Genomic DNA, 24,933 nt, shown 5'->3' with positions numbered 1-24,933 from the left:
ACAAAGAGGGTTTCTCAGAAGGCGAATGCCTATGCATAAGCATAGCTCTCCCGATTGACTCCCCTTTGCCAGCCTCTCTGGACTGTCTTTAAAAGGGTAATATGAAATTTTCATGTTGTTTAGTTTTCTAATATAGTAACTTGATCTACTTCATCTACTTCTGTTAACGTAACGGTAATTTTTTCAGATTGGGAAGTCGGAACGTTTTTTCCGACGAAATCCGCTCGAATCGGCAATTCCCTATGTCCCCTATCCACTAATACGGCAAGCTGAATTTGCGAAGGTCTTCCCAAATCCACCAGAGCATCCATTGCCGCTCTAACGGTTCTGCCTGTGAAAAGAACATCATCCACTAAAATCACTTTCTTGTCGGTGATATTGACCGGAATATCTGAACCTTTTACGATGGGTTCCCCATCATTGGTCTTTTTCGAAAGGTCATCGCGATAAAGTGTAATATCCAGTTCACCCAGTTCTATTTCCTTGCCTTCTATTTGATTGATGCGCTTTGCAAGTCGGTCTGCGAGGAAAATCCCGCGTGTACGTATCCCGATTAAGACGCAATCTTCTATACCCTTATTTTTCTCAATAATTTCATGGGCAATTCTCGTCAAGGCTCTGCTAATGGCCTTCTCATCAAGTACTATGGCTTTCTCATTCAACACGTCGGCCACCCCGATTCCATTTTTCTGATAGGTCAATTTCAACAAAAAATCCTCATGCCAAGAAGGCATGAGGATTTTATCGCCATGGGCATAATTATCCCATTTTGCGTATCCGTTTCCTTCTCAGTCTCTCTGAACTGTGTTAAAGGTTCTTATTAAGTTGTTATTATAATATATCAGAAAAACGAATTTGTCAATCCTTACTTCTACGCAATTGATTAATTAGATTTTCAAACTCTTCCGGAATCGGAGCTTCGAATTCCATATACTCATTTGTACGAGGATGAATGAAACCTAGAAGACCGGCGTGCAATGCTTGTCCATCTAATTTCAGGGTCTTTTTCGGACCGTATTTCGGATCACCCGCTAGCGGGAAGCCAATGTATTTCATGTGAACACGAATTTGATGTGTCCTTCCTGTTTCAAGCTGGCATTCCACTAAAGTGAAATCCTTGAAGCGTTCGATGACCCGGAAATGCGTGACAGCATTTTTGGCATTCGAATCTGTGACAGTCATGCTTTGGCGATCTTTTTTATCGCGGCCGATCGGTGCATCGATCGTTCCGAAGTCATGTGGGATCACACCATGAACTACAGCTTGATACTTACGGGTAACCGTTTTGTCAACAAGCTGCTGTACCAGCTTTTCGTGTGCCATATCATTTTTGGCAACCATCAATAGACCTGATGTATCTTTATCGATTCGATGGACGATTCCAGGCCGCATGACACCGTTGATTCCAGAAAGATCCTTGCAGTGAGCCATCAATCCATTTACAAGCGTGCCGGATACATGTCCAGGTGCCGGATGGACGACCATACCGCTCGGTTTATTAACCACAAGTACATCTGCATCTTCATAATAGATATCCAAATCCATTTCCTCTGCTACCGCATCCAATTCCTCAAGATCCGGAATCGTCACTTCGATTGTATCGCCAGGAACAGCTTTGTAATTCGTCTTTATCGCCGTGCCATTTACCAAAACATGATCATCCTTAATCCATTGCTGGACCTGAGTACGTGACCATTCCTCATTCAAAGTGGAAAGAGCCTTATCAATCCTGACTCCTTTTAGTGTTTCATCGATGCTGTATAACCTTTTATCCATTATCTTTCTCCTTAGCGTTTTTTTCTTCTAAAAACATATGAATCACGAGCAGTCCGACACCAATTGAAAGCGCAGCATCAGCAACATTGAATACCGGGAAACTGTAGCTGAAAATATAGGTATGAACGAAATCCACCACTTCCTGACGAACAACACGATCGATGAAATTACCAATCGCACCGCCTAGCATGAGACCAAGTGCAGCTCCAAGCAAAACGCTTTCCTTCGCCATTTTCTGAATATAATAGACAAGTCCAATAATGACAGCGATGGTGATGATGTAGAAAAACCACATTTGACCTTGTAGAATTCCCCATGCTGCCCCACGATTACGATGCGAGGTGATATATAGAAGGTTTTCAATAATTTCAATGCTTTCTCCGTACTCCATTTTTTTCACAATCATCCATTTTGTCAGCTGATCGAGAGCTATGACCAAAAGGGCAATCAAATAATAAAACACATTTTTTCCCCCAAACTAATCAAATCTTCACTTTTGAATTGTAGCATAAACTAGAAATAATGACTAATCCGAAAAACAGAATCTGCTGTCGGTACTTGAAGAATATAGGGGAGATTGGATAAAGGCAATTCCCTCTGGGGGTTTTACACAAAAAAGCCGGCCCTTCATAAAGGGACCGGCTTTCCTTTTTTGAATTATTGATTCACGTAATGCTCTTTCACGACTGTAGCACAACGCGGGCAAAGTGTTGGATGTTCTTCCACTTGACCTACTTCCTTCGAAACATTCCAGCAACGTTCACACGTTTCACCTTCTGCTTTTGTAACAAGGATCGCTATATCCTCAAGTTTAACCGCTTCTGCTGGGGCACTTGCCACATCGCCAGCGATTTCGAATTCAGATACGATGAATAGCTGTTCAAAGCTTTCCTTGATGCCATCAAGCAAATTCTTCGTTTCTTCATTAACATAGACCATCACTTTAGCGTTCAGTGATTTTCCAATGACCTTCTGGTTACGGGCTTCTTCTAATGCTTTCAGAACATTATCACGGACATCCATGAACGCCGTCCATTTTTCTTCAATGACTTCAGCATCATCAATTGAAATTTCTTCAGGCATCAATGTCAACTGTACACTTTCTTCCGTTACACCCGGAATGAACGCCCATACTTCATCAGCTGTATGAGAAAGGATCGGTGACACCAATTTCGTTAAGCTGACCAATGATTCGTAAAGGACCGTTTGAATGGCCAAACGCTCTTTACCATTTGGCGCTTCACAATAAAGAATGTCTTTTGCATAATCGAGGTAGAACGAACTTAAATCCTGTGTACAGAAATTATTGACCATATTATAAATTGTAGCAAACTCATAATTTTCATAACTTAGCTTCGACTGTTTGATCAGTTTATTCAATTTAACCAGCATGTATCGATCGACTTCAGGCAATTCTTGAACTGCCACTTTATCGGTTTTTGGATTGAATCCATCCAAGTTCCCTAACAAGAAGCGGAATGTATTACGGATTTTACGGTAAACTTCCGAAACTTGTTTTAAAATAGGATCGGAAACCCTGACATCCGATTGGTAATCCACCGAAGCTACCCAAAGGCGTAAGATATCTGCTCCAAGTTGGTTCATGACTTTGGATGGCAGTACGACGTTCCCAATCGACTTACTCATTTTACGGCCTTCGCCATCCAATGCGAACCCGTGGCTAAGTACACCTTTATATGGCGCTTTGCCTGTAACCGCAACACTTGTTGAAAGTGATGAGTTAAACCAGCCGCGATATTGATCGGAACCTTCTAAATAAAGGTCAGCAGGACGCTGCAAGTCTTCTCTTTCTTCAAGTACCGCTTGATGGGAAGAACCGGAATCGAACCATACGTCCATGATATCCGTTTCTTTCGTGAAGATACCATTCGGGCTGCCTTCATGTGTATAGCCTTCAGGCAGAAGTTCTTTCGCTTCACGCTCAAACCAGATGTTTGAACCGTGTTCACGGAATAGGTTTGAAATATGGTCGATGGTTTCATCCGTAATGATCGGCTCGCCATTTTCTGCATAAAACACTGGAATTGGCACGCCCCAAGCGCGTTGGCGGGAAATACACCAATCCCCGCGGTCACGGACCATATTGAATAGGCGAGTTTCGCCCCAAGCCGGTACCCATTTGGTTTCTTCAATCGCTTCCAGAAGCTCACTGCGGAAGTCTTTGATTGACGCGAACCATTGTGCTGTTGCACGGAAAATCGTCGGCTTCTTCGTCCGCCAGTCATGTGGGTAAGAGTGCGTAATGAACGTCAAGTTCAATAACGCGCCTGCTTCAGTTAATTTTTCGGTAATTGGTTTATTCGCTTGATCATAAAATAATCCGGCAAACTCCCCTGCCTCTTCCGTCATGACTCCTTTTTCATCTACAGGACAAAGTACGTCCAAGCCATATTTTTGCCCAATGATAAAGTCATCTTCACCATGGCCAGGCGCCGTATGAACACAGCCCGTTCCAGCTTCAGTCGTTACGTGCTCACCTAACATCACTAAAGATTCGCGGTCATAAAGAGGATGTTTGGCAACAGCACGGTCCAACTCGCTACCTTTTACCGTTTTTTCGATAGACGGGTTTTCCCAGCCTAATGTTTCCGTTACCGATTCAAGCAGTGCCTCAGCAAGTAAGAATTTTTCATTTTCGACAGCCACTACTACGTAATTTAATTGCGGATGCAATGAGATACCAAGATTGGCAGGAATCGTCCATGGAGTTGTCGTCCAGATGATGATTTTGACGCCTTCATCGATTACGCCTTTGCCATCAGTGACTTCAAAAGCAACATAGATGGACGCAGAGCGTTTGTCTTGATATTCAATTTCAGCTTCGGCTAGCGCTGATTCACTTGATGGGGACCAGTAAACAGGTTTTTTCCCTTTATAAATGTAGCCTTTTTTCGCCATTTCACCGAATACCTTGATTTGCTGTGCTTCATATTCAGGCTTTAATGTGATATAAGGATTTTCCCAATCACCACGGACCCCTATTCTCTTAAACTGCTCACGTTGATTGTCAATCTGACCATAAGCATACTCTTCACAAAGCTTTCTGAATTCGGCAACGCTCATTTCTTTCCGTTTCACGCCTTTTTTCGTCAATGCCGTTTCGATTGGAAGCCCATGCGTATCCCAGCCAGGTACATACGGTGCTTGAAAACCGCTCATCGATTTAAATCGGACAATGAAATCCTTTAAAACCTTATTCATTGCATGGCCCATATGGATATCGCCGTTGGCATATGGAGGTCCATCATGCAAAATGAATAAAGGACGTCCTTCCGTTTGTTCTTGCACTTTTTTATAGATGTTCATTTCTTTCCATTTTTCTTGGATTTCCGGTTCACGTTTCGGTAAATTCCCCCGCATTGGAAATTCAGTTTTAGGCATCAATAAGGTATCTTTGTATTCCATCATAAAATCCTCCATCCGTCTTTTAAAAAAATTCATTCGATCCGATGACTTGATATCCGGCCAAAATAAAAAGCCCTCTCATCCCTAAAAAAGGGACGAGAAAGCTTTGCTTCCCGCGGTACCACCCTGGCTAGAAAGATCCACATAGTGAATCCAACCTCTCGAGCATTCGTAACGTGAATGAAACGCTTCATTTACTTACTGCACAAGCAGGTTCAACTCAGAACTCAAGGGTGATCTTCAATATCTTCGCTTATTCCGGGCTTTCACCATCCCCGGTTCGCTAAAAATAAGTGTGTGAAGAATTTACTTTCCCTGTCATCGTCTAATTTCATAATGAATAGTATTGTTAAAAAATTATATGCGAAAAAAGTGTTCAAAGTCAAGGAATCGTTTAAATTTCCTCTTCCACTCTCTCATTTAATTCTATTTCAGTCGCATCCACTTCATAATCCAGAAGATGATCCCAATCGTCATTGTCCAGCAAATCCAGCTGTGCACCGACAAGCATTTTGAAACGCGTCCGGAATACTTTCGATTGCTTTTTCAAATCCTCAATATCCATCGCTATTTTCCTTGCTTTCACAAGTGACTCATTGACGATCCTGTCAGCATTTTTCTCTGCTTCCTTTATGATCAGTTTCGCTTCTTTTTGGGCATTGCGCCTTAATTCTTCGGCTGCTTCCTGAGCGACAATAATCGACTTGTTAAGTGTACCCTCAATTGTCGTAAAATGTCCCAAACGATCAAAAGTCTCGTTCAGTTTATCTTCAAGTTCTTTCTTCTCCCTCAAAATCAGTTCATAATCTTTAATGACCTGGTCGAGAAATTCATTTACTTCATCTTCATCATACCCTCGAAATACTTTGTTAAATTCCTTGTTATGTATATCTATCGGGGTTAAGGGCATTACGGCACCTCCAGAACGGTTTCTACTCTAGTATGTTAAAACTCTATATTCGACAATAAATTTATAAATCCTGCTTTTTATTGAATTATTTTTGTCTGCCTAACGAGATTCTCCACTTATCCTTCTTGGTTTTCCCATCAATGGAAGCTATTTTACATCTGCCAAAACCTCTGATGGAAAGTGTATCACCTTCACGGCATTCTTCCGAGACGTTTTCCGTTTGCTTGAAATTCACCTTTACTTTTCCTGACGTTATCAAGGCCTGCGTCTTTTGACGGGACATATTCAGGACGGACGATAGCACACTGTCAAGCCTAAGGGAACTGACGGTGGTTACATGCTCTTCCCATTTTTCCTTAACTTGGACGATATTCTCGATCGGAAGCCGTTTCATGGAAACGGAAGCATTACCTATTTTCTCCAGATTCCCAGTGAGATATGAATCCATCTCTTCGGCAGCTATAAATTGAATATGCTCCTCCGTCACTATTATATCACCAAATTTTTCACGCTTTACCCCCAGTGACATCAAGGTTCCAAGTATTTGCCTATGTTCAAGCGTTACAAATTTTTTTGGATAGGAGATATCGTATAAGGAGATATTGAAATCCGATGGTTCAGGAGAGTAATAATCAGGGTAAATGAGCACACGTTTTCGCTCTACGAAATCGCTCCCGCCATTGAATTGCAGTTTCACATCCGGATCATTCCCCATTAAGGAAGTAAGGATTTCCTGCTGACGCGGATCAAGAAAATCAGATAGTTTCGGAGCGTAGGAATTTTTAACCTGATCAATCCAATTCATGGCCTGGTCAATAAAATCTTTTTCCTCCGGCCTGAAATGCTGATAAATGCTCATGATTGAATAAATGCTCCTTAGTTATTAAATTAATGGTTTATCATAGGAATTGATTAAACTCATTCTGCGTTGCAACTACACAGCGGAGAATCTTCCGACTGTGTAGTAAAATGCATGTCAGGTTAATTGTTGATCATCCTATCAAAGTCTGTAAGTAATTAATTCCATAACCGCTGGCAAAATTAAGTACCAGCAAAGCAACAAGAGGTGAAAGATCAATCATGCCAAGTGGCGGAATGAACTTTCTGAACGGTTCTAAATACGGTTCGCAAATCTTTTCCAGAAATTGACCAATCGATGTCTCCCTTGCATTGGGGAACCATGACATCAATATGTAAACGATTAATGCCATTGAATAAAATTCAATTAAATAATATAAACCCTGAAGCACTAAACCCATTAACCATTACCACCTCGCTTCTTCGTACTCCTCTTCGGCGGCGAAGCCGGTAATATTACCGGAAACATCGACGTTGTCCGGGGTACATAAGAATATATCTGTTCCAATTTTTTGGATATCCCCGCTGATTGCATAGACAGTCCCACTTAGAAAATCAATGATTCGCTTTCCTTGGTCATGCTGGATTCGTTGAAGGTTCACGACTACAGCGCGCCTGTTTTTTAAATGGTCAGCTACCTCCTGGGCTTCTGCATAAGCACGAGGCTCCAATAATACTACTTTAGAAGATTTCTGTACGCTTTGCAAACTTACGATATTCTGATTTGTATTATTCCCTGCAGAAGCTGACTGCTGCTGTTTAGCTGACTTCACGACTTTTGGTTCAGCCTCCTCTTCTTCCATCACTTCATCCCTGTACTCATACTCATCATCCAGCGCGAAATAAGATTTAAATTTTGATACGAACGACATCTATAGCGTACCTCCTTAAAATTATTCGCCTACAAGTGCTGTACCAATCCTGATCATTGTAGCGCCTTCTTCAATGGCAATCATGAAATCATTGGACATACCCATGGACAATTCAGTGCAGGGGGCATGCTTCAACTCTAAATTTTGTATTTCAACCTGGATGCCCTTCAGTTTCCGGAAGCATTCCCGCAAAACCTGTTCATCATCGGTCAATGGAGCCATCGTCATCAATCCTGCAACATTCACCTTATCAAAATCGGATAACCCTTTTATGAAATCCATTGTCGCGTCAGGATCCAGACCATGTTTTGATTCCTCACCAGAAACATTCACCTGCACTAAACAGTTTATCGGCTCTTTTGCGCGTTTTTGAATTTCTTCTGCCAAAGAAATGCGGTCCAATGAATGGATATACGAAATTTTATCGATGACATTCTTTACTTTGCGTGTTTGCATGGAACCAATATAATGCCAGGTGGGCTTGTCCTTGAGCACTTCATATTTAGTCAAAAGCCCTTCGTCACGGTTTTCACCCAAATCGAGTATTCCCGCTTCCAATGCTTCATTCGCTCTCTCGACCGAAACATATTTCGTCACTGCGATCAACTTTATCGTTTCACGGTCCCTTCCACTATTTTCACATGCTCTATTTATTTTTTCTTCGATGTTTTTTAAATTGTCCACTACTTTCACTATTACTCTAAATCCTCCTTCCAACCGATAAAGCTCATCAATCTGCCTGTCTTCCCGTTATCACGGCGATGTGAAAAAAACAATTCATGATCACAGCTTGTACAGTATGATGTAACGTCGATCTGACTTTGTGGAATTCCTGATTTTTGAAGAATCAATGCATTAAGTTGCTTAAGGTCCAACTGATATTGTCCTTCACTGATTAAATTATAGGGCTTTTCGTCAATATCTACCAGCAAATTCTGCACTAAATCCATGACATAATCATCAACTACATAGCACTTCGAACAAATTGACGGTCCAACAACGGCAAATATCTCATTTGCTTTTATACCCTCACTCAGCCAAGCCTCAACCATTTTTCGTGCAATTCCATTAACGGTACCCTTCCAGCCAGCATGTGCCACCCCAATCATACCATGTGCCGGAGCAAGAAAGTATAAGGGCACGCAGTCTGCATAGCAAAGGGTCAATAGAGCGTTTTTGTCCTTCGTATAGAATCCGTCAGTCGCTTTAAAGGCCGAATCATAATCTGCAGCACCTCTCCCGCCATCATGGCTGGTAACTTGACGGATTTTCGTTTCATGTGTCTGCTCGGCGCCTATCCATTCATTAAGCGGAAACATCAGCTTATCGGCTATAACCCTGCGGTTTTCCTGGACATCTTCAAGTTCATCACCGACATGAAAACCGGTATTCAATGTTTGAAAATCACCTGTACTGACTCCCCCATTTTTTGTGGTGAAGCCCGCTACGAGCTGGAGATTTTTTTGTCTCCAGCTGTCAATGAGCATGTATTGATCTTTTATTAAAACAAATGGCTCTTTCATGCTATAAACCTCTTTATTTTTAGTCTAGTGTATCATATATTTGCGCCATGCACCTTAAAACCGTTCATCTTTCAGTTCTGCTTGAAATACCGTCTGATGTTCAACAAGTATGACATCTGCACCGATTTTTTTTATTTTGCGCCACGGAATCACAATATCCTGCTCCTTGCCAAAAAAACCCATTAATCTGGTTCCATTCGAAACGACAATGGCCTCTATTTTCCCCGTGGCCGTATTGATTTCAAGATCTGACATATTACCTAATTTCTTGCCATCCGCTATATTGACGATATCCTTAATTTGAAATTCGGAAATCCTGGTCACATCACTCAGCTCCTCAAAATTTCATCATAGATGAAGGTCCTATTCCTATGTATATGACATGATGCGCTCAAGGATGAAGAATACGATAAATAAACGTCCATTCGATTCACGGAAGGGCTTTTCTACAAAATAAAAAAGCCGCTATGGATAAGTAGCTGCTAAGCGGGTATCGACATTTTTGCCCTACCCGCTTCAGCTAACTACTTCTCATGCTCAGCTTCTACTGTTGGATATTTTTATTCATTTGCTTGATTGCCGCTTTTTCCAATCGGGAGACCTGTGCTTGTGAAATGCCGATTTCCTCGGCTACCTCCATTTGCGTCTTTCCTTGGAAAAACCGTTTACGAAGGATCATTTTTTCCCGGTCATTCAACCGTCTCATACCTTCATTTATAGCTATCTCATCAATCCAGGTACTATCTTTATTTTTTTCATCACTCAGTTGGTCGAGTACATAAATCGGATCCCCGCCATCATTATAAATCGGTTCAAAAAGTGAAACTGGATCTTGTATAGCATCTAGTGCAAAAACAATTTCTTCATGAGGTACTTCCAACACCTTGGCGATTTCTTCAGCTGTCGGCTCACGAAGGGTCTGGCTTATGAGCTTCTCTTTTACCTGCAAAGCTTTGTAAGCGATGTCTCTTAAAGAACGGGATACCCGAATTGGATTATTGTCACGAAGATATCTTCTTATTTCTCCAATAATCATCGGTACAGCATACGTTGAAAACTTAACATTTTGACCTAGGTCAAAGTTATCTATCGACTTCATCAACCCTATACAGCCTACCTGAAATAGATCATCTACATACTCTCCCCGATTGTTGAAGCGTTGAATGACGCTTAGAACGAGTCGAAGATTCCCGTTTACCAGTTTTTCTCTTGCTGAAATATCGCCATCTTGCAGTTCTTTAAAGAGTTTTCTCATTTCTTCATTCTTTAAAACCGGTAATTTTGATGTATCCACACCGCAGATTTCAACCTTATTACGAGACAAAATTATTCCCTCCTCACAGGAGCGCTGTACAAAAAACAGTATCTCCGCGGGAGGAAAAAATATGCACATGGCTAGAACAGAAATCCGCCATTATTTTTCAATATAGCTACCAAAGTATTGATTTGATTGACATTTAAGCAAAATTATTTTTTTACACCATTTTATTAAATTCTTTACGAAGCCTCTTAATAATCCTTTTTTCCAAACGAGAAATGTAAGATTGGGAAATCCCCAGCATGTCGGCAACATCCTTTTGGGTTTTTTCTTCTCCGCCTGCAAGTCCAAAACGGAGTTCCATTATCTGTTTTTCACGTTCAGATAACTGTGTAAGTGCTTTTGTCAGCAGCTTACGGTCAACGTTTGCTTCAAGATCTTTCGTGATAATGTCATCGTCCGTTCCAAGTACATCGGATAACAGAAGTTCGTTTCCATCCCAATCAATATTCAGAGGTTCATCAAAAGAAACTTCAGAACGGATTTTGTTATTTCTGCGTAAATACATTAATATTTCATTCTCGATGCATCTTGAAGCATATGTAGCCAGTTTTATTTTCTTCTCAGGATTGAATGTATTCACAGCTTTGATTAAACCTATGGTACCAATGCTGATTAAATCTTCAATATTGATGCCGGTATTTTCAAATTTCCTGGCAATATAAACCACCAGCCTTAAATTACGTTCAATCAAGATCGAGCGTGCAGCTTCATCGCCATTGGGTAATTTATTGATCAGTATAGCTTCTTCTTCCTTTGAAAGGGGAGGCGGCAGTGCCTCACTCCCTCCTATATAAAATATTTCGTCCGTTTTCAATCCGAGCTTGAACAATAGTTTGTACCAAAAATAAGTGAGCCGAAGAATGAATTTCTTCAAAATAATTCTCCCTTCTAATAAACGGATTATGGGTCAAATTTAAGAGTGAATCGATGGTTCAGGAGGCATTTTGCACCGGTATCCCGGTTAACATTTTCGGGTGAACGATAGATTGATAGCTATTGTCGGGAGAGAGTTGCTGAAAGGTAAACGAAACGAGACCCTGCTTGACGTGAAATTCTTTTTCTCCTTGAACGATTTTGATGTAATCCGGTTTGATTGCGGTTAACAGCTGATGTTCATGACCCACAACTTTATAAGGGATTACACGCATTCTTCCTGTCCATGAATATTCGGGCTGCTCTTCCTGACTAATCAGGTTATCAGGGTTTTTAAAAAGCTCCAGCATATCGTCCGGAATTCCTGTTTCCCCGCCAGAAAGTGCGATGATCATTACTGGGGAACGTGTAATGGGGTCATATAGTTGATTGCCGCTATCCACCAATCCATGAAATTTCCCTTCGAAGTCAGAAATTTTAACCGAGACCGAAACCATTTGTTCATGTGTAAGTTTTGTCATCTCCATTCCTTCAAGTGTTCGCTTGGAAAATTGCCATGCGAGCGGGAACCCGATCATTATGAATATCCAGCTGACAGGGTCCCCAAAACGGTTGATTCCTGCATATTGACCAGGGTCCTTGGACACGATTTGGAATTCAAATAGGTAATGTAGTCCTAGAAGGATACCTCCCGATAAAAACGTCACGAAATATAAAGTGGCCACCGATTTCATGAAAAGTTTTAACCTATTGAACCCAAAGGTTGCCAGCACCATGACCAGGGATACTAAAATCTTCATGTACACTCGGTCGGCAATTGCATAAAAAGGAGTGAATGCCAATACGATAATGAAGGAACCAATCAGCCCGCCGATGCATACCCGCCAAAGAGCTACCCTTCGTTTGAGAATGATTGCGGTCCAATATAAAAGGAGGCAGTCAAATAACCAATTCAACAACCAGATCACATCTAAATATAAAGTCAAACACCCTCCCCTCCTTTTATGAACTAACCTTCCACTAGCAAAAAGTATAGCGTACCTGCCCTTAGAAAGTGTGTCACTTTTTGTACTGAAAACTTAAGAGTTTTTCAGTCATTTTTACCCTTTTTGTAGAAAAACAGCTATTGATATTTTCATTACTGTCATAGAGACTATCCTGCTCCCTTTTACTTCTGTCGATTTATGTTATAAAAGTTTAATAATTTATTGCTCTCATCTTTTTGGATTCCTTCTGCCAAGGCGATCCGTCAGATACCGCTGAGGGACATGCAGGCAAGAACAAAGATACTATTATGCAGATTTCGTTCTGCACATCGGTCAGAGTGATAAAGCTGAAGAATGCCCCATTATGATTGGACACTACTGCTTTTAAGGAATTCATTTATTAACGTCAAAAAACCGTCCCCAAATGGGGACGGCATGTGACGTCGATATTAACGGCGTCTATTGCGGTTACGGAGGAATGTTGGAATATCCAAGGCCTCGTCACCTTGATTGGCATTACGTGCAGGCTGTTCATTGACTTCTTCCCTCTTCACTTCCCGCTTCACGTTTTGCTGTGGCGTTTGTTGTGTCTGAGGTCTTGATTGCTGCTGTTGTCCGAGTGTTGGACGTCCAGTAGGCCGTATTGAAGCTTCAACCTCGTTAAAGCCTGTTGCAATTACCGTAACGACGATTTCATCTTTTAAGTTTTCATTGATAACCGAACCAAAGATCATGTTTACGTCTTGATCGGATGCAGTAGCCACGATATCGGCCGCTTCCTGGACTTCAAAAAGACTTAGGTTCGTACCACCTGTAATATTCATCAGTACACCTTGGGCACCATCAATCGATGTTTCAAGCAGCGGACTGGAAATGGCTTTTTTCGCCGCTTCCGCCGCACGGTTTTCCCCTGAGGAAATCCCGATTCCCATAAGTGCGGAACCTTTGTTTGACATGATGGTCTTCACATCGGCAAAGTCCAAGTTAATTAGACCTGGAACAGCAATTAGATCTGAAATCCCTTGTACACCTTGACGAAGCACATTATCTGCTTCACGGAATGCTTCAAGCATTGGCGTGCTTTTATCGACGATTTCAAGGAGGCGGTCGTTCGGAATGACGATCAGTGTGTCAACCGATTCCTTCATGGATGAAATGCCGCCTTGTGCCTGTGTTGCACGTTTTCGGCCTTCGAAGGTAAATGGACGCGTAACTACACCCACTGTAAGTGCTCCTAGATCTTTAGCAATGCCAGCTATGACAGGAGCAGCCCCCGTTCCCGTACCGCCGCCCATTCCAGCCGTTACGAATACCATATCGGCACCTTTAAGCGCTTCTTCGATCTGCTCTTTGCTTTCTTCTGCAGCTTTTTTTCCTACCTCGGGATTGGCACCTGCACCCAAACCGCGTGTAAGCTTTCCACCGATTTGCATTTTGATTTCTGCTTTTGATAGATTAAGAGCCTGTGCATCCGTATTGACAGAAATAAACTCAACACCCTGTACACCATGCTCGATCATTCTGTTTACCGCATTGTTGCCGCCGCCGCCAACACCTATTACTTTTATCGTTGCTAATTGTTCTAGATTAGAATCAAACTCCAACATGACAATCCTCCTATTTTGACGAAATTCCCGATTCTTAATGATTGTTATTCAAAAAAGTAACCCAGGATTTTTTTGAATTTAGATTCACCTTTTTCACCTTGTTTTTTAGCCGTGTTCTCTTTGTTTTTCTGAGAAACCTTCTGGCTGCGCTGGTCGTTATCTTCTTGTGCTTGTCCAGCTGCTACAGGAGTTTTATTAGCGGTGTTTTTTTGCATTCTCTCTTTCTTGCATGCGTGTTTAATCAAACCAACAGCTGTCGTGTATTGAGGTTCCCTGACACCGATGTAATTCGGTTCAGCTGTCCTTACCCGGTTTTGGAACACATATTGAGCAAGCTCCAGGACTCCCGGCATCTTGACGACGCCCCCGGTCAACACGAAACCACCCGGTATATCCTGGAAGCCAAGTCTCCTCAAATCATCTTGAATCAACTCGAATATTTCGGTCACCCGCGCTTCAATGATATCCGAAAGCATTAACTGGTTGCAGGTTTGCTGCTGATCGCTGCCGATGATCGGTATTTGGAATACTTCATCTTCAGACGCGTCATCATAAAAGGCATGTCCATGCTTCACTTTTATTTTCTCAGCTTCTTCCATCGTTGTCCTTAGAACGATGGAAAGATCCTTCGTAAGTGTTTCCCCGCCTATAGGTATCACAGACGTATATTGTAAATAGCCTTGTTCGAAAATTGCCAGAGTCGTGGAACCTCCGCCAATATCGACAAGTGCCACACCAAGTTCTTTTTCATCCTTGGATAATACAAGGGAACCTGCGGCTAAGGGCTGAAGGGCGATATCGGTTATTTCTAACCCTGCCCTTTCCACACAGCGCAGCGTATTATGTAAAATTGTCCGAAGACCTGTGATTAATATCCCTCTCATTTCCAACCGGACACCTATCATGCCCCTTGGATCACTGATTTCATCAAGTTCATCAACTTTGTAATGGATCGGCACCACGTCGATGATTTCCCTGTCGGATGGTATCGTTATTAACTCCGCGGCTTCCCTGACACGGAAAACGTCATGCTCGGTAATCTCTTTATTGTCACTGGATACCGCTACTACCCCATGACACGGCTGAAGCGTCACATGATTTCCGCTTATGCCGACGATTACCTTTTTTATCTCCATCCCTATCATCCGTTCTGCTTGCTCTATAGCCTTTTGAATGGATTGGACGGTTTCATCTATGCCGACGATCGAACCCTTTTTGAGCCCCTCTGATTTAACATTTCCCACGCCGATTATATTTAATGTGTCATTGACCATTTCCCCAATGATAACTTTTACACTGGATGTACCGATGTCAAGACTTACGTATATTTCGTTGCTGTTCATTCCATGGCACCTCCTTCAGTTTTATACATGTATTAGTAGAATAACATTTTTATATCGAAGACTTATACATTATAGGATAACAGAACTGATTACAACAACTCGCAAATTTTTTCATAATAAGCGGTTCAATTTGTATTTCCCGAACAAAACTCGTAAATTTCTCTCTTTATGATGCTTATTGTTCGCTTCTTTAACGAGTCTGATATCATTAATAAACTAGATACTGCCATAAACTATTCGTCATTTATGACTTAATTCCCTTTAAAATTATCGATTTTTTTTCTGCTTTTTCCGGGAAATGGACCATTTTTCAATTAGGATCCTTCTAATCAGGGCAATATTTTGAAACAGCCTTACGCCGAACACAAAGATTGCGGCTAAATATAAGTCTACACCAAGATGTACACCTAGAAAAGCCAAACCTGCGGCTAAAACAATATTAAAGAAGAATCCTGTTACAAATACTACTTCATCATAAAGGTTTTGCAGATGAGCCCGTATGCCCCCAAATAAGGTATCAAAAGCAGCAAGCACGGCAATGGAGAGATAATTTGAATATTCATGGGGAATATCAAAGTCCACCAAAAAACCAAGCGTGATTCCAATCAATAGTCCGAAAACCGGAAGCCACATTACGATCCCCCCCCATCCATAATGGGTTCCATGTGTTTTACATCAATAGCATTTTGGTAGGCCGGCAATGTCAACTCACCGGAAGGCACCTTAATCTGCACTTCAAAATTATCTATAAAGAAATCATCCATAAGTTCGGAACCTTCTATGCGCTGCTTCAGTTTCTTTGGATTAACGGTTATTGCCTGCAGTTCGACCGGGTAATGAACAAGAGGATATCCGTCCATTTTCGGCTGCCCATTAATATCACGAATAACCGATGTTGATATATACCTTTGTCCTGAAATGGAAATTTCGTCAGCGCCATACCTATACATTTCATTAATGAGCCGAATGATCAAAACAGGTGAAATATATTCGACCTTCTCACCAAGAAGGATATCCGCTTTGATAGGCTGTATGGAAACGATGACCCCATTACCTTTTATTTCGGTCAAACCTGCGTCAGTCTTTAATTCGGTCAGGGTGTCACGCAATACTTCTTCTTTACTCTCATTTTTCTTTGTTTCATAGGATGCTATTTTTCCCTCAAGCTTACTGATACCCTCTATTAACTCCGCCTGGGTCTGCTGTTCTTTCAATAAATCATTTTTCAGCTCCCACATATCCCTTGTATCGGATACGACAGGCTGATTCACCAAATTGAATTGAATTGCGAGCATGAAGCCAGCAATCAACGTAACCAAACTAAAAGAAAGCTTTTTATTCATTTCCAGTTTCTCACCAATCTTTCATCGACTCCGGCGGTCTGATCACCCTCCAATAATTGGATCAAAAATGATATTCTTTTGCTTTTCCACTGTAAAGATAATATTCTCATTAACCAGCTGTTCCTTGATGCCACCGGGCAGGTCTAGTGAAGCAGCCAGGACATCCGGGTCCCCAATCGCAGAAATGATGAAGGGAGCAGGATGCTGATGGCCATCGATTGTAATCACAGGCCCATTACAGATTATGTATGAATCATGATTTAACCTTTGACCGTTAATCGCAACAGCCTCTGCACCTGATATGTATAGTTCATTGACGACCTTGAAGACATGCTGTTCATGAACGAGATAGTTATTAACATTGGCTTCCGACTCCATATCTGTACCATCTTCAAGCGTCACCTGAAGGCCTGAGCCTTTCACCTTCACTTTTCCGAGAAACATCCGGTATTTTTCCGTATCTCTTGCCAAATTGAAAAAAAGCTGTTTTTCCTGCGCTAGGTCCTTTTCTATTTGGGACACATTTTCCTGCTTCTGAAGGAGTTCCTTCTGAAGTTCCCGGTTCTGTTTCTCTTGTTCGATCAGCTGCTGCCTGAGTTCATATTCCTGATCCCAGGCTTTGTCCTTCCCTGCACCTTCACCTTCTTTGGTCAGATTGTAAGAGAAGGCAATCATGAATCCGAGAACCACGCAAACCAGGGGTAAAACCACCCGTTTGCCATTAATTTTCCTCATTGGTTTCTTCCTTTTGTTCATCGTCATCATATGCTTTAAAATAAGAACCCACTTCCAGATCGATGACTCCCTTTACCTCTGGATCCAGCTGGCTGACTATCGATGGGTAGTGAATCATTTTCTCGTATAAAGTACGGCTCGTCGCACTTACTTCAAACCCATCGTTCATAAACATGACGATATGGTAGTCATCGGTTTTGGTTGGAGCGTAATGAATTTCCGAAATGGCATTCTGGATCTCGACAGGAAGCTTGTCCAGCTCTTCTAAAAGCAACTTTAATGCTTTACCCTCTTTGAAACCAATTAAAACAGGGGCAAATACTGGAATTTCGCCTGTTGCTAACTCCTCTAAAACGGACCCGTTTTCCAAAATGGGTGCAAACTTCCCATTATTGGACAGATATGCCATCCTGTTGTGTTCCGAAACCGTAATTTTAATGGAATTAGGAAATACCGGAGTCACCTTAACGCTTTTTATTTCTTGATTTTTTTTGATATTGGCTGCTGCTGCCCCTGTATCAACCTTCCAGATGCTTCGATCCTTCTTCACTTTACTCAATTTAATGATCTGTTTGGAAGTAATATAACGATTCCCCTCTACCTGCACGGATTTCACATAGCTCAACGGGGATAAGAAATATAGCACACAAGCAACCAGAATGAAGAAAAGGGAAAGCAAAAGAACAAGCCGCCTGTTTGCTTTGCTTTTTCTTAATTGTTTTAATTTCGGGATGCGGTCCTCAATGGAAACGATTTTCCCCTTTTCCATCCCCTTCACCTCTTCCTGTAAAAATGGATGGTTCTTGAAAGTGTGAAATCAAGACAAACTCAATATTTGGCTATTTACAAACTTTAAAAGGTAACACATTATATCACAATATTTGGATATAATGAATCCACTATTTTCTGCCGATAATTTCCACTTCTGTTTCCATTTCAATTTCAAATTTATCATACACAGTATCCTTCACATGCTGTATCAAGGCTTGAACATCCGCTGCACTTCCATTACCTGTGTTAACGATAAAGTTCCCGTGCATCGGTGAAATTTGGGCTCCGCCAATAGAATGTCCCTTCAGGCCTGCATTCTCGACCAATTTACCAGCATGATGTGGAAGTGGATTCCTAAATATGCTCCCGGCACATGGAAGATTATACGGCTGGGTATCTTTACGGTAATTCTTGTTATTCTGCATTCTTTCTACGATTTCGGTTTTATCGCCCTCTGTCAATTGAAAAATTGCTTCCAGCACGATACCCGGTCTTTTCTTCTGAAGCAGAGAAGTTCGATAAGAAAACTCCATTTCTTCCTTCGAAAGCCAAGCTAAAGTTCCATCTTCGAAAAGAACATGTGCCTCCTTGAGAATTTCACTCATATCGGAACCGTGTGCACCAGCGTTCATATAGACAGCTCCGCCGACGGAACCAGGAATCCCACTGGCAAATTCCAATCCTGCATACCCTTTTTTACTGATTTGCACGGACAGGCTGACAAGTGATACCCCAGCTCCTGCTTTTATCTCCGTCCCATTTATCTCGAGATGATCAAGTCCTTTACCCAATTTAAGAACGGCACCTTCAATTCCGCCATCACTGACAAGTAGGTTCGAGCCCCTGCCGATCACCCTCCATGGCATCCCATGATCTTTAATGACCTGCATCGTTTTTTCTATATTTTCAATGGATGACGGCACGATGAATAAATCTGCCGGCCCCCCAATTTTCATAGTTGTATGATTCGCAAGCGGTTCCTGTTCAAGAACTTTGCCGATTTTCATTTCAGTTAATTGCTTTATCACATTATCCATGATAAACCTCCTTGTTGTTCCAAAAATTCCAAGTTATAAATTTTCATTTCCTCTTCCATGAGGTCCCTTATATTACAAGATTAATAACGCATTTTAGCAGAAAAATGAACAGAAGCAAGCCCCAGTACGGCCTAACCCTCTTATACTATAGTCTAAACAAAGCCGTATTGCCAATATTTATTGTGGATTCCCCAACATTCATACATGGTAATATTTAAGCGGCATTTCATTTATTACTAAATTTCGGCAAGGGACCCTCCAAAATCGTTTTCCTGCAGGGGTTTTTGACTTAAAAAAAGGGAAGCCCTGCGTTCAACAGGACTTCCCTTTTGCCAAACCCTATATTTTACTTATTTCAGAACCTTGAATACCGGCTAATATTCAGGAGCACCCCAATCGCCATCAACATGAGCGTCAGTGATGAACCGCCATAACTTAAGAGGGGCAAGGTGATCCCCGTAACTGGCATCAGTCCCGTTACCACCCCTATATTGATCATCACTTGAATGGCGACCATCGCAATGATTCCCACCGCTACAAGGCTCCCATATAAATCAGGGGCACCAAGTGCGATCCGAATTCCCCGCCAAAGCATGAGCGCAAATAATAAAATGACGAGAGAGCCCCCGATGAAGCCAAGTTCCTCTGAGAGGATGGCAAAAATGAAATCAGTCTGCGGTTCTGGTAAATAGAAAAACTTTTGGCGGCTTTGCCCGAGTCCCAGGCCGAACAATCCACCGGGCCCGATTGCATAAAACGATTGAATCATTTGAAATCCGCTGCCTAAAGGGTCTTCCCAAGGATCCAGAAAAGACGTGATCCTTTTTATCCGGTAGGGCGCTGACAAAATCAGACCGATAAAACCTGCTACCCCGATTAGCCCCAAGCCGACAAAGTGACTGATCTTTGCCCCGGAAATAAAAATCATGACGATGCACGTTCCAACCATTACCGTTCCCGTTCCTAGGTCCGGCTGTAACATGATCAATCCAAATGCCAAAAACACTAAACCCAAGGATGGAAGCATCCCTTTTTTAAAGGAGGTGATCAGCTTTTGCCGTTCCGATAAAAACTTAGCTAAAAAAGCGATCATTGCCAGCTTCATGAACTCAGAGGGTTGGACCGAAAAGGCACCTACCCCAATCCAGCTCCTCGAACCATTTCTCGCCATCCCTATACCCGGTACAAGCACAGCCAGTAACATAATGAAACAAATGATGATAAGGATCTTGGCCCATGTCCGCCACGTCCAGTAATCCACATTCATGATGAAAAACATGGCTATGACACCAACGCAGGCAAACAGCAACTGTCTTTTAGCAAAATAAAACGAATCATCAAATTTATATGTTGCCCATATGGCACTCGCGCTGTAAACCATGATTAATCCAACAGTCAAAAGACTTAAGGTGACGATAATAAGAATGAGATCAGGATTCGATTTTTTTAATGGCACGGACATCCACCTCTAGGAAGTTTTTCGAGCCTGCGAATATAAACATCAATGCTGATTGCTTGTCAGCACTTTAGTCAAAAAAAAAGCGATAACGGCTCATTATCGCTTTTTTCCAAGGTGTCAACGTAGAAGCAGGTTCACTTCTCTTTTGCGAAAGCTCTTACTTAAGTTTATGCACGGCCTCCATAAACATGTCTCCTCTTTGCTCAAAAGTTTTATATTGATCCCAGCTTGCACAAGCCGGGGAGAGAAGAATGCAGTCGCCTTCATTTGATAATTCAAATGCAGCCGGCACGGCCTTTTCTACATTATCGACACGTTTTATATTCGCTATTCCTATTTCTTTGGCTACCCGTTCAATTTTTTCTGCCGTTTCACCAAAAGTTATCACGGCTTTGACATTTTTCATCGCCGGTTTCAACTCATCGAATTCATTTCCGCGATCCAAACCGCCTGCCAATAAGATGACAGGTTCCGTAAAGGATGTTAATGCTTTGGATGCTGCAAGAATGTTCGTCGCTTTCGAATCATTATAAAATTTACGGTTATCGATCGCTGCGACAAACTGCAGACGGTGCTCCACACCATAAAATGTTTTCAGTACAGTCTGAATGGCTTCGTTAGCTACACCCTTCAGTTTTGCCGCCGAGATGGCCGCGAGCACATTTTCCAAATTATGCTTACCAGGAAGGGCTATCTCTGAAACTTCAATGATTTTTTCCCCTCGGAAACAGGCGGCTCCATTTTCCACATAGGCTCCATTTTCATGTTTCACTTCAGCTGAAAAAGGAACAAGTTCAGCCATGGTCTTTTTCGCCATGGATAAAACAAGATCTTGATCTGCATTATAAATCATGAAATCTGAGGCTATTTGATTTTTCGTAATGGCAGCTTTTGCTTCGACATATTCCTGTTTGGAACTGTGATAATCCAAATGTGCATCATACAAATTTGTCACGATTGAGATTTCAGGACGAAATTCGTCTATTCCCATTAACTGAAACGACGACAATTCAATGACGATCGAGTCATCGGGTTTTGCTTTTTGGGCAACACCAGAAGCCACTGTACCGATATTACCGGCAATCAGCGGGGATTTTTCACCGATCTTCAACATTTCGTATATCAATGTTGTCGTGGTCGTTTTCCCATTTGTACCAGTGATTCCTATGAAAGGTGCCTCACTTATCTGATAGGCTAGTTCCACTTCCGTTATAACTGGAATCCCTTTTTCCAATGCGCCTTTTATAATAGGGTTCCGATAGGGGATTCCCGGGTTTTTCACGATCAGCTCGAAACCTTCATGAAGGAGCTCGATCGGATGACTGCCGCAGATGACTTTGATTCCCTGTTCAAGAAGTCCTTGAGCCTCAGGATTTTCCGATAATGGCTTCATGTCATTAACTGTCACGAATGCACCTAATTTATGTAGAAGCGAAGCTGCCATCACTCCGCTTTTTGCCAAACCCAATACTAATATCTTTTTCTCTGAATATTTTGCAGTCTCTTTCAATTATATCCACACCTCTAAATAGATTCCGAGTACCGCACACAGCAGCCCCACTGTCCAGAAAGTCACGACGACGCGCCATTCCGACCAGCCGGAAAGCTCATAATGGTGGTGAAGCGGACTCATTTTAAAAATACGTTTACCAGTCGTTTTAAAAGATCCTACCTGCAGGATGACCGAGAGCGTCTCTATGACGAAGACTCCGCCAATGATTACCAGGAGGATTTCAAGCTTCGTTAACAAAGCGATGGTTGCGATTGCTCCTCCAAGGGCCAAGGAACCCGTATCCCCCATGAAAACCTTTGCTGGATGTGCATTGAATACCAAAAATCCGAGTACTGCACCGACAACCGCCACCGAAAAAATAGCGACATCATATTGCGACTGACTCCAGGCCAAAATGGCAAAAGCACCAAAGGCAATGGCTGATGTTCCTGAGACAAGTCCATCAAGCCCATCCGTCAAATTGACGGCATTCGAAAAACCTACAAGCCAGAAAATAACGATAAACAGATAAAACCAGCCAAAATCAAAAGCAAAGTCAGTGCCCGGAATCGTCAATTCAGGATTAAAACGGTCAGTCTGCTTAAAGACGAAGTAAAAGATGACCGAAATCACAATTTGTCCAAGCAGTTTTTGCTTGGAGGTCAGTCCCAGGTTTCGCTTCATGACCACTTTGATGAAATCATCCAGGAAACCTAATAAACCAAAACCTAAAGTAACGAATAGTAATAAATACGTTTCGGTTGAAGGTGCCGAGAATTTCAAAGTCATGATCAGTGTAGCGATGGTAACAGATAATAATATGACCAAACCGCCCATGGTGGGTGTTCCCGTTTTCTTCAGATGCGATTGTGGGCCTTCTTCCCTGATACTTTGCCCGAATTTCAATCTTCTTAAAAACGGGATGAAAATCGGCGAAAGAAGAACGGTTACTAAAAACGCCACCAAAATCGTATAAAAAATCACTTGTTCCAACATTCCTTACTCCCTCATTCCTAACACAATTCAAATATAAAATTCTGCTTAATGTCTTTTCTTATTTGCTCCAGGGCAATTTAGCGTCGGTTCAAACTGAACCCAAACGACTTTGAATCGCCTTTTCCGCTTCTTCACGGTCATCGAAGTGAAGCACTTCGTCACCGACCAATTGATAGGTTTCATGACCTTTTCCAGCTATTAATATAACGTCGCCCTCTTCCGCCTTGGAAACAGCGTAAGCTATCGCCTGCCTGCGGTCTTCGATAACCGTATATTCTTTGCCTGCTACACCAGCTTCCATATCCCGGAGGATCTGGGCAGCATCTTCACTGCGCGGATTATCCGAAGTGAAGATCGGGTCAGTCGCCAAGCTGCAAGCAATTTCAGCCATGATGGGACGCTTTGTCTTGTCTCGGTCCCCGCCGCAGCCCACTATCACAAAGATTTTCTTTCTAGCAAACTCACCAACAGTCTTGAGAACATTTTCTAAGCTGTCCGGAGTATGGGCATAATCAACAATGACCGGGAAGTCCTGATTCGCTGTAATGAGCTCAAAACGGCCTGCAACACCTTTTATTTCCTCGATGGATTTAATTGTCTCATCCAGATCGTTACCGGCGCACAGAGCGGCAGAGATGGCAGAGAGTACATTATAAACACTGAATTTACCAATCAGCTTCAGCTGAATGTAACGCTCTTCTTTACCTGCTGTCAAGGTGAAAGAGGTGCCATTTGCATCAATTTTTATATCCGTGGCCCTGATATCCGCATCTTTGTCTATGCCGTATGTAACCACTGTCGCAGCAGTCGCTTTAATGAACTCGGCTGTTGCCTCATCATCAGCATTAAGCACAGCATATTTAGGACGATTTTCTATGTAAGCATTGCCGAGCTGTGAGAAAAACAAGGATTTTGCTTGCCTGTATCTGTCCATGGTTTTATGAAAATCCAAATGATCCTGGGTAAGATTCGTAAAGACGGCAATATCATAATCACAGCCATGGACACGTCCCAGCTCAAGTGCATGAGATGAAACTTCCATAATGGCCGTGGTAACAGATGCTTCGGCCATTTCATGAAAAGCCTTCTGCAGCGTAACGCTATCTGGCGTCGTATTCTTGGTTTCATATACCGTATCGGCAATTTTCGTATACATCGTGCCAATCAAGCCGGTTTTTTCTTGTCGATCCTCGAAAATCTTTTCCAATAAGTGACTTGTCGTCGTCTTTCCATTCGTACCTGTAATTCCGATCAAGCGCATCTTTTGAGTCGGATGGCCATAAAATGCATCGGCAAGCACCGCCATCGCCCTGCTCGAATCCCTGACTACGATCACGGGAACATCGAGGTCAAGTGGCCTTTCGGCAATGACTGCTGCAGCTCCATGTTCTACAGCAAGTCGGGCAAAATCATGACCATCGACTGTATAACCTTTTATACAAACAAATAAACTTCCGTCTATGACTTTACGGTTATCATTTTCAATGGAGGTGATTTCAGGATTCTCTCCTTCATACGGAAATAAGGAGTGTAAATAAGATAGTAATTTGTGAAGCTTCATTTTTCCATCCCTCTCAACTTAATTTGAGGATTCATTATATGTGA

At 42.2% G+C, this 24,933-nt stretch carries 25 protein-coding genes; all 25 read right to left on the bottom strand.

Annotated features, from left to right (window positions below; translation table 11 throughout):
• Window positions 1–119: 119 nt before the first annotated feature.
• Window positions 120–662 (bottom strand): bifunctional pyr operon transcriptional regulator/uracil phosphoribosyltransferase PyrR, encoded by a 543-nt coding sequence (gene pyrR, locus ABC374_RS06480; protein WP_241591299.1) that lies wholly within the window; start codon window positions 660–662, stop codon window positions 120–122.
• 196 nt (window positions 663–858) lie between these two features.
• Window positions 859–1,776 carry an RluA family pseudouridine synthase gene (locus ABC374_RS06475; RefSeq protein ID WP_214750815.1) on the bottom strand — a complete coding sequence of 306 codons (918 nt, stop codon included), beginning with the start codon at window positions 1,774–1,776 and terminating at the stop codon, window positions 859–861.
• Window positions 1,769–2,239, bottom strand: coding sequence for a signal peptidase II (gene lspA / locus ABC374_RS06470; protein ID WP_350301960.1), 471 nt, complete (start codon window positions 2,237–2,239; stop codon window positions 1,769–1,771). Before lspA ends, ABC374_RS06475 begins: the two co-directional genes overlap by 8 nt.
• Before the next feature lie 194 nt (window positions 2,240–2,433).
• Window positions 2,434–5,202: an isoleucine--tRNA ligase gene (gene ileS, locus ABC374_RS06465; RefSeq protein ID WP_413020284.1), complete on the bottom strand. Its 2,769-nt coding sequence runs from the start codon at window positions 5,200–5,202 to the stop codon at window positions 2,434–2,436.
• A 394-nt stretch (window positions 5,203–5,596) separates the two neighbouring features.
• Window positions 5,597–6,112 (bottom strand): DivIVA domain-containing protein, encoded by a 516-nt coding sequence (locus tag ABC374_RS06460; protein WP_034313857.1) that lies wholly within the window; start codon window positions 6,110–6,112, stop codon window positions 5,597–5,599.
• Window positions 6,113–6,197: 85 nt separating this feature from the next.
• Entirely contained in the window at window positions 6,198–6,971 is a 774-nt protein-coding gene (locus ABC374_RS06455; protein WP_350301959.1) for a YlmH family RNA-binding protein, read from the bottom strand.
• Between the two features lie 133 nt (window positions 6,972–7,104).
• Window positions 7,105–7,371 carry a YggT family protein gene (locus ABC374_RS06450; protein WP_350301958.1) on the bottom strand — a complete coding sequence of 89 codons (267 nt, stop codon included), beginning with the start codon at window positions 7,369–7,371 and terminating at the stop codon, window positions 7,105–7,107.
• A gap of 6 nt (window positions 7,372–7,377) precedes the next feature.
• Window positions 7,378–7,842: a cell division protein SepF gene (locus ABC374_RS06445; protein WP_137018787.1), complete on the bottom strand. Its 465-nt coding sequence runs from the start codon at window positions 7,840–7,842 to the stop codon at window positions 7,378–7,380.
• A gap of 21 nt (window positions 7,843–7,863) precedes the next feature.
• On the bottom strand, window positions 7,864–8,535 hold the full coding sequence (locus ABC374_RS06440; RefSeq protein ID WP_413016551.1) for a YggS family pyridoxal phosphate-dependent enzyme: 672 nt from the start codon (window positions 8,533–8,535) through the stop codon (window positions 7,864–7,866).
• A gap of 2 nt (window positions 8,536–8,537) precedes the next feature.
• Window positions 8,538–9,365: a peptidoglycan editing factor PgeF gene (gene pgeF, locus ABC374_RS06435; protein WP_413016549.1), complete on the bottom strand. Its 828-nt coding sequence runs from the start codon at window positions 9,363–9,365 to the stop codon at window positions 8,538–8,540.
• 54 nt (window positions 9,366–9,419) lie between these two features.
• Window positions 9,420–9,689, bottom strand: a complete 270-nt coding sequence (locus ABC374_RS06430; protein ID WP_137018790.1) for a YlmC/YmxH family sporulation protein — start codon at window positions 9,687–9,689, stop codon at window positions 9,420–9,422.
• Between the two features lie 220 nt (window positions 9,690–9,909).
• Entirely contained in the window at window positions 9,910–10,689 is a 780-nt protein-coding gene (gene sigG / locus ABC374_RS06425) for an RNA polymerase sporulation sigma factor SigG (protein WP_034313871.1), read from the bottom strand.
• A 151-nt stretch (window positions 10,690–10,840) separates the two neighbouring features.
• Window positions 10,841–11,560 (bottom strand): RNA polymerase sporulation sigma factor SigE, encoded by a 720-nt coding sequence (gene sigE, locus ABC374_RS06420; protein WP_034313874.1) that lies wholly within the window; start codon window positions 11,558–11,560, stop codon window positions 10,841–10,843.
• 58 nt (window positions 11,561–11,618) lie between these two features.
• Window positions 11,619–12,545 (bottom strand): sigma-E processing peptidase SpoIIGA, encoded by a 927-nt coding sequence (gene spoIIGA, locus ABC374_RS06415; protein ID WP_350301955.1) that lies wholly within the window; start codon window positions 12,543–12,545, stop codon window positions 11,619–11,621.
• A 449-nt stretch (window positions 12,546–12,994) separates the two neighbouring features.
• Window positions 12,995–14,152 (bottom strand): cell division protein FtsZ, encoded by a 1,158-nt coding sequence (gene ftsZ / locus ABC374_RS06410; protein ID WP_101224586.1) that lies wholly within the window; start codon window positions 14,150–14,152, stop codon window positions 12,995–12,997.
• A gap of 44 nt (window positions 14,153–14,196) precedes the next feature.
• The gene (ftsA, locus tag ABC374_RS06405) at window positions 14,197–15,495 is read right to left on the bottom strand and encodes a cell division protein FtsA (RefSeq protein ID WP_137018792.1); all 1,299 of its coding nucleotides are present in this window, start codon (window positions 15,493–15,495) and stop codon (window positions 14,197–14,199) included.
• Window positions 15,496–15,762: 267 nt separating this feature from the next.
• The gene (locus tag ABC374_RS06400; protein ID WP_137018793.1) at window positions 15,763–16,128 is read right to left on the bottom strand and encodes a small basic family protein; all 366 of its coding nucleotides are present in this window, start codon (window positions 16,126–16,128) and stop codon (window positions 15,763–15,765) included.
• Window positions 16,128–16,838 carry a DUF881 domain-containing protein gene (locus tag ABC374_RS06395; RefSeq protein WP_350301954.1) on the bottom strand — a complete coding sequence of 237 codons (711 nt, stop codon included), beginning with the start codon at window positions 16,836–16,838 and terminating at the stop codon, window positions 16,128–16,130. The genes ABC374_RS06400 and ABC374_RS06395 overlap by 1 nt, the downstream gene beginning before the upstream one ends.
• A 42-nt stretch (window positions 16,839–16,880) precedes the next feature.
• The gene (locus tag ABC374_RS06390; RefSeq protein WP_350301953.1) at window positions 16,881–17,573 is read right to left on the bottom strand and encodes a DUF881 domain-containing protein; all 693 of its coding nucleotides are present in this window, start codon (window positions 17,571–17,573) and stop codon (window positions 16,881–16,883) included.
• Window positions 17,560–18,342 carry a cell division protein FtsQ/DivIB gene (locus tag ABC374_RS06385; protein ID WP_413016545.1) on the bottom strand — a complete coding sequence of 261 codons (783 nt, stop codon included), beginning with the start codon at window positions 18,340–18,342 and terminating at the stop codon, window positions 17,560–17,562. Before ABC374_RS06385 ends, ABC374_RS06390 begins: the two co-directional genes overlap by 14 nt.
• A gap of 130 nt (window positions 18,343–18,472) precedes the next feature.
• Window positions 18,473–19,381, bottom strand: a complete 909-nt coding sequence (gene murB / locus ABC374_RS06380; protein WP_260357038.1) for a UDP-N-acetylmuramate dehydrogenase — start codon at window positions 19,379–19,381, stop codon at window positions 18,473–18,475.
• Between the two features lie 355 nt (window positions 19,382–19,736).
• On the bottom strand, window positions 19,737–20,843 hold the full coding sequence (gene spoVE / locus ABC374_RS06375; protein WP_245406448.1) for a stage V sporulation protein E: 1,107 nt from the start codon (window positions 20,841–20,843) through the stop codon (window positions 19,737–19,739).
• Between the two features lie 154 nt (window positions 20,844–20,997).
• Complete coding sequence (murD, locus tag ABC374_RS06370) at window positions 20,998–22,350, bottom strand: UDP-N-acetylmuramoyl-L-alanine--D-glutamate ligase (RefSeq protein ID WP_413016542.1); 1,353 nt, start codon at window positions 22,348–22,350, stop codon at window positions 20,998–21,000.
• A complete protein-coding gene (mraY, locus tag ABC374_RS06365) occupies window positions 22,351–23,328 on the bottom strand; it encodes a phospho-N-acetylmuramoyl-pentapeptide-transferase (RefSeq protein ID WP_101224579.1) in 978 nt (325 codons plus the stop codon).
• An 88-nt stretch (window positions 23,329–23,416) separates the two neighbouring features.
• Window positions 23,417–24,889 carry a UDP-N-acetylmuramoyl-L-alanyl-D-glutamate--2,6-diaminopimelate ligase gene (locus ABC374_RS06360; RefSeq protein ID WP_350301949.1) on the bottom strand — a complete coding sequence of 491 codons (1,473 nt, stop codon included), beginning with the start codon at window positions 24,887–24,889 and terminating at the stop codon, window positions 23,417–23,419.
• Between the last annotated feature and the right edge of the window lie 44 nt (window positions 24,890–24,933).

This window comes from Peribacillus phoenicis, from assembly GCF_047238085.1.
Taxonomy (GTDB): Bacteria; Bacillota; Bacilli; order Bacillales; family DSM-1321; genus Peribacillus.
This window is presented reverse-complemented; position numbering and strand designations above follow the sequence as displayed.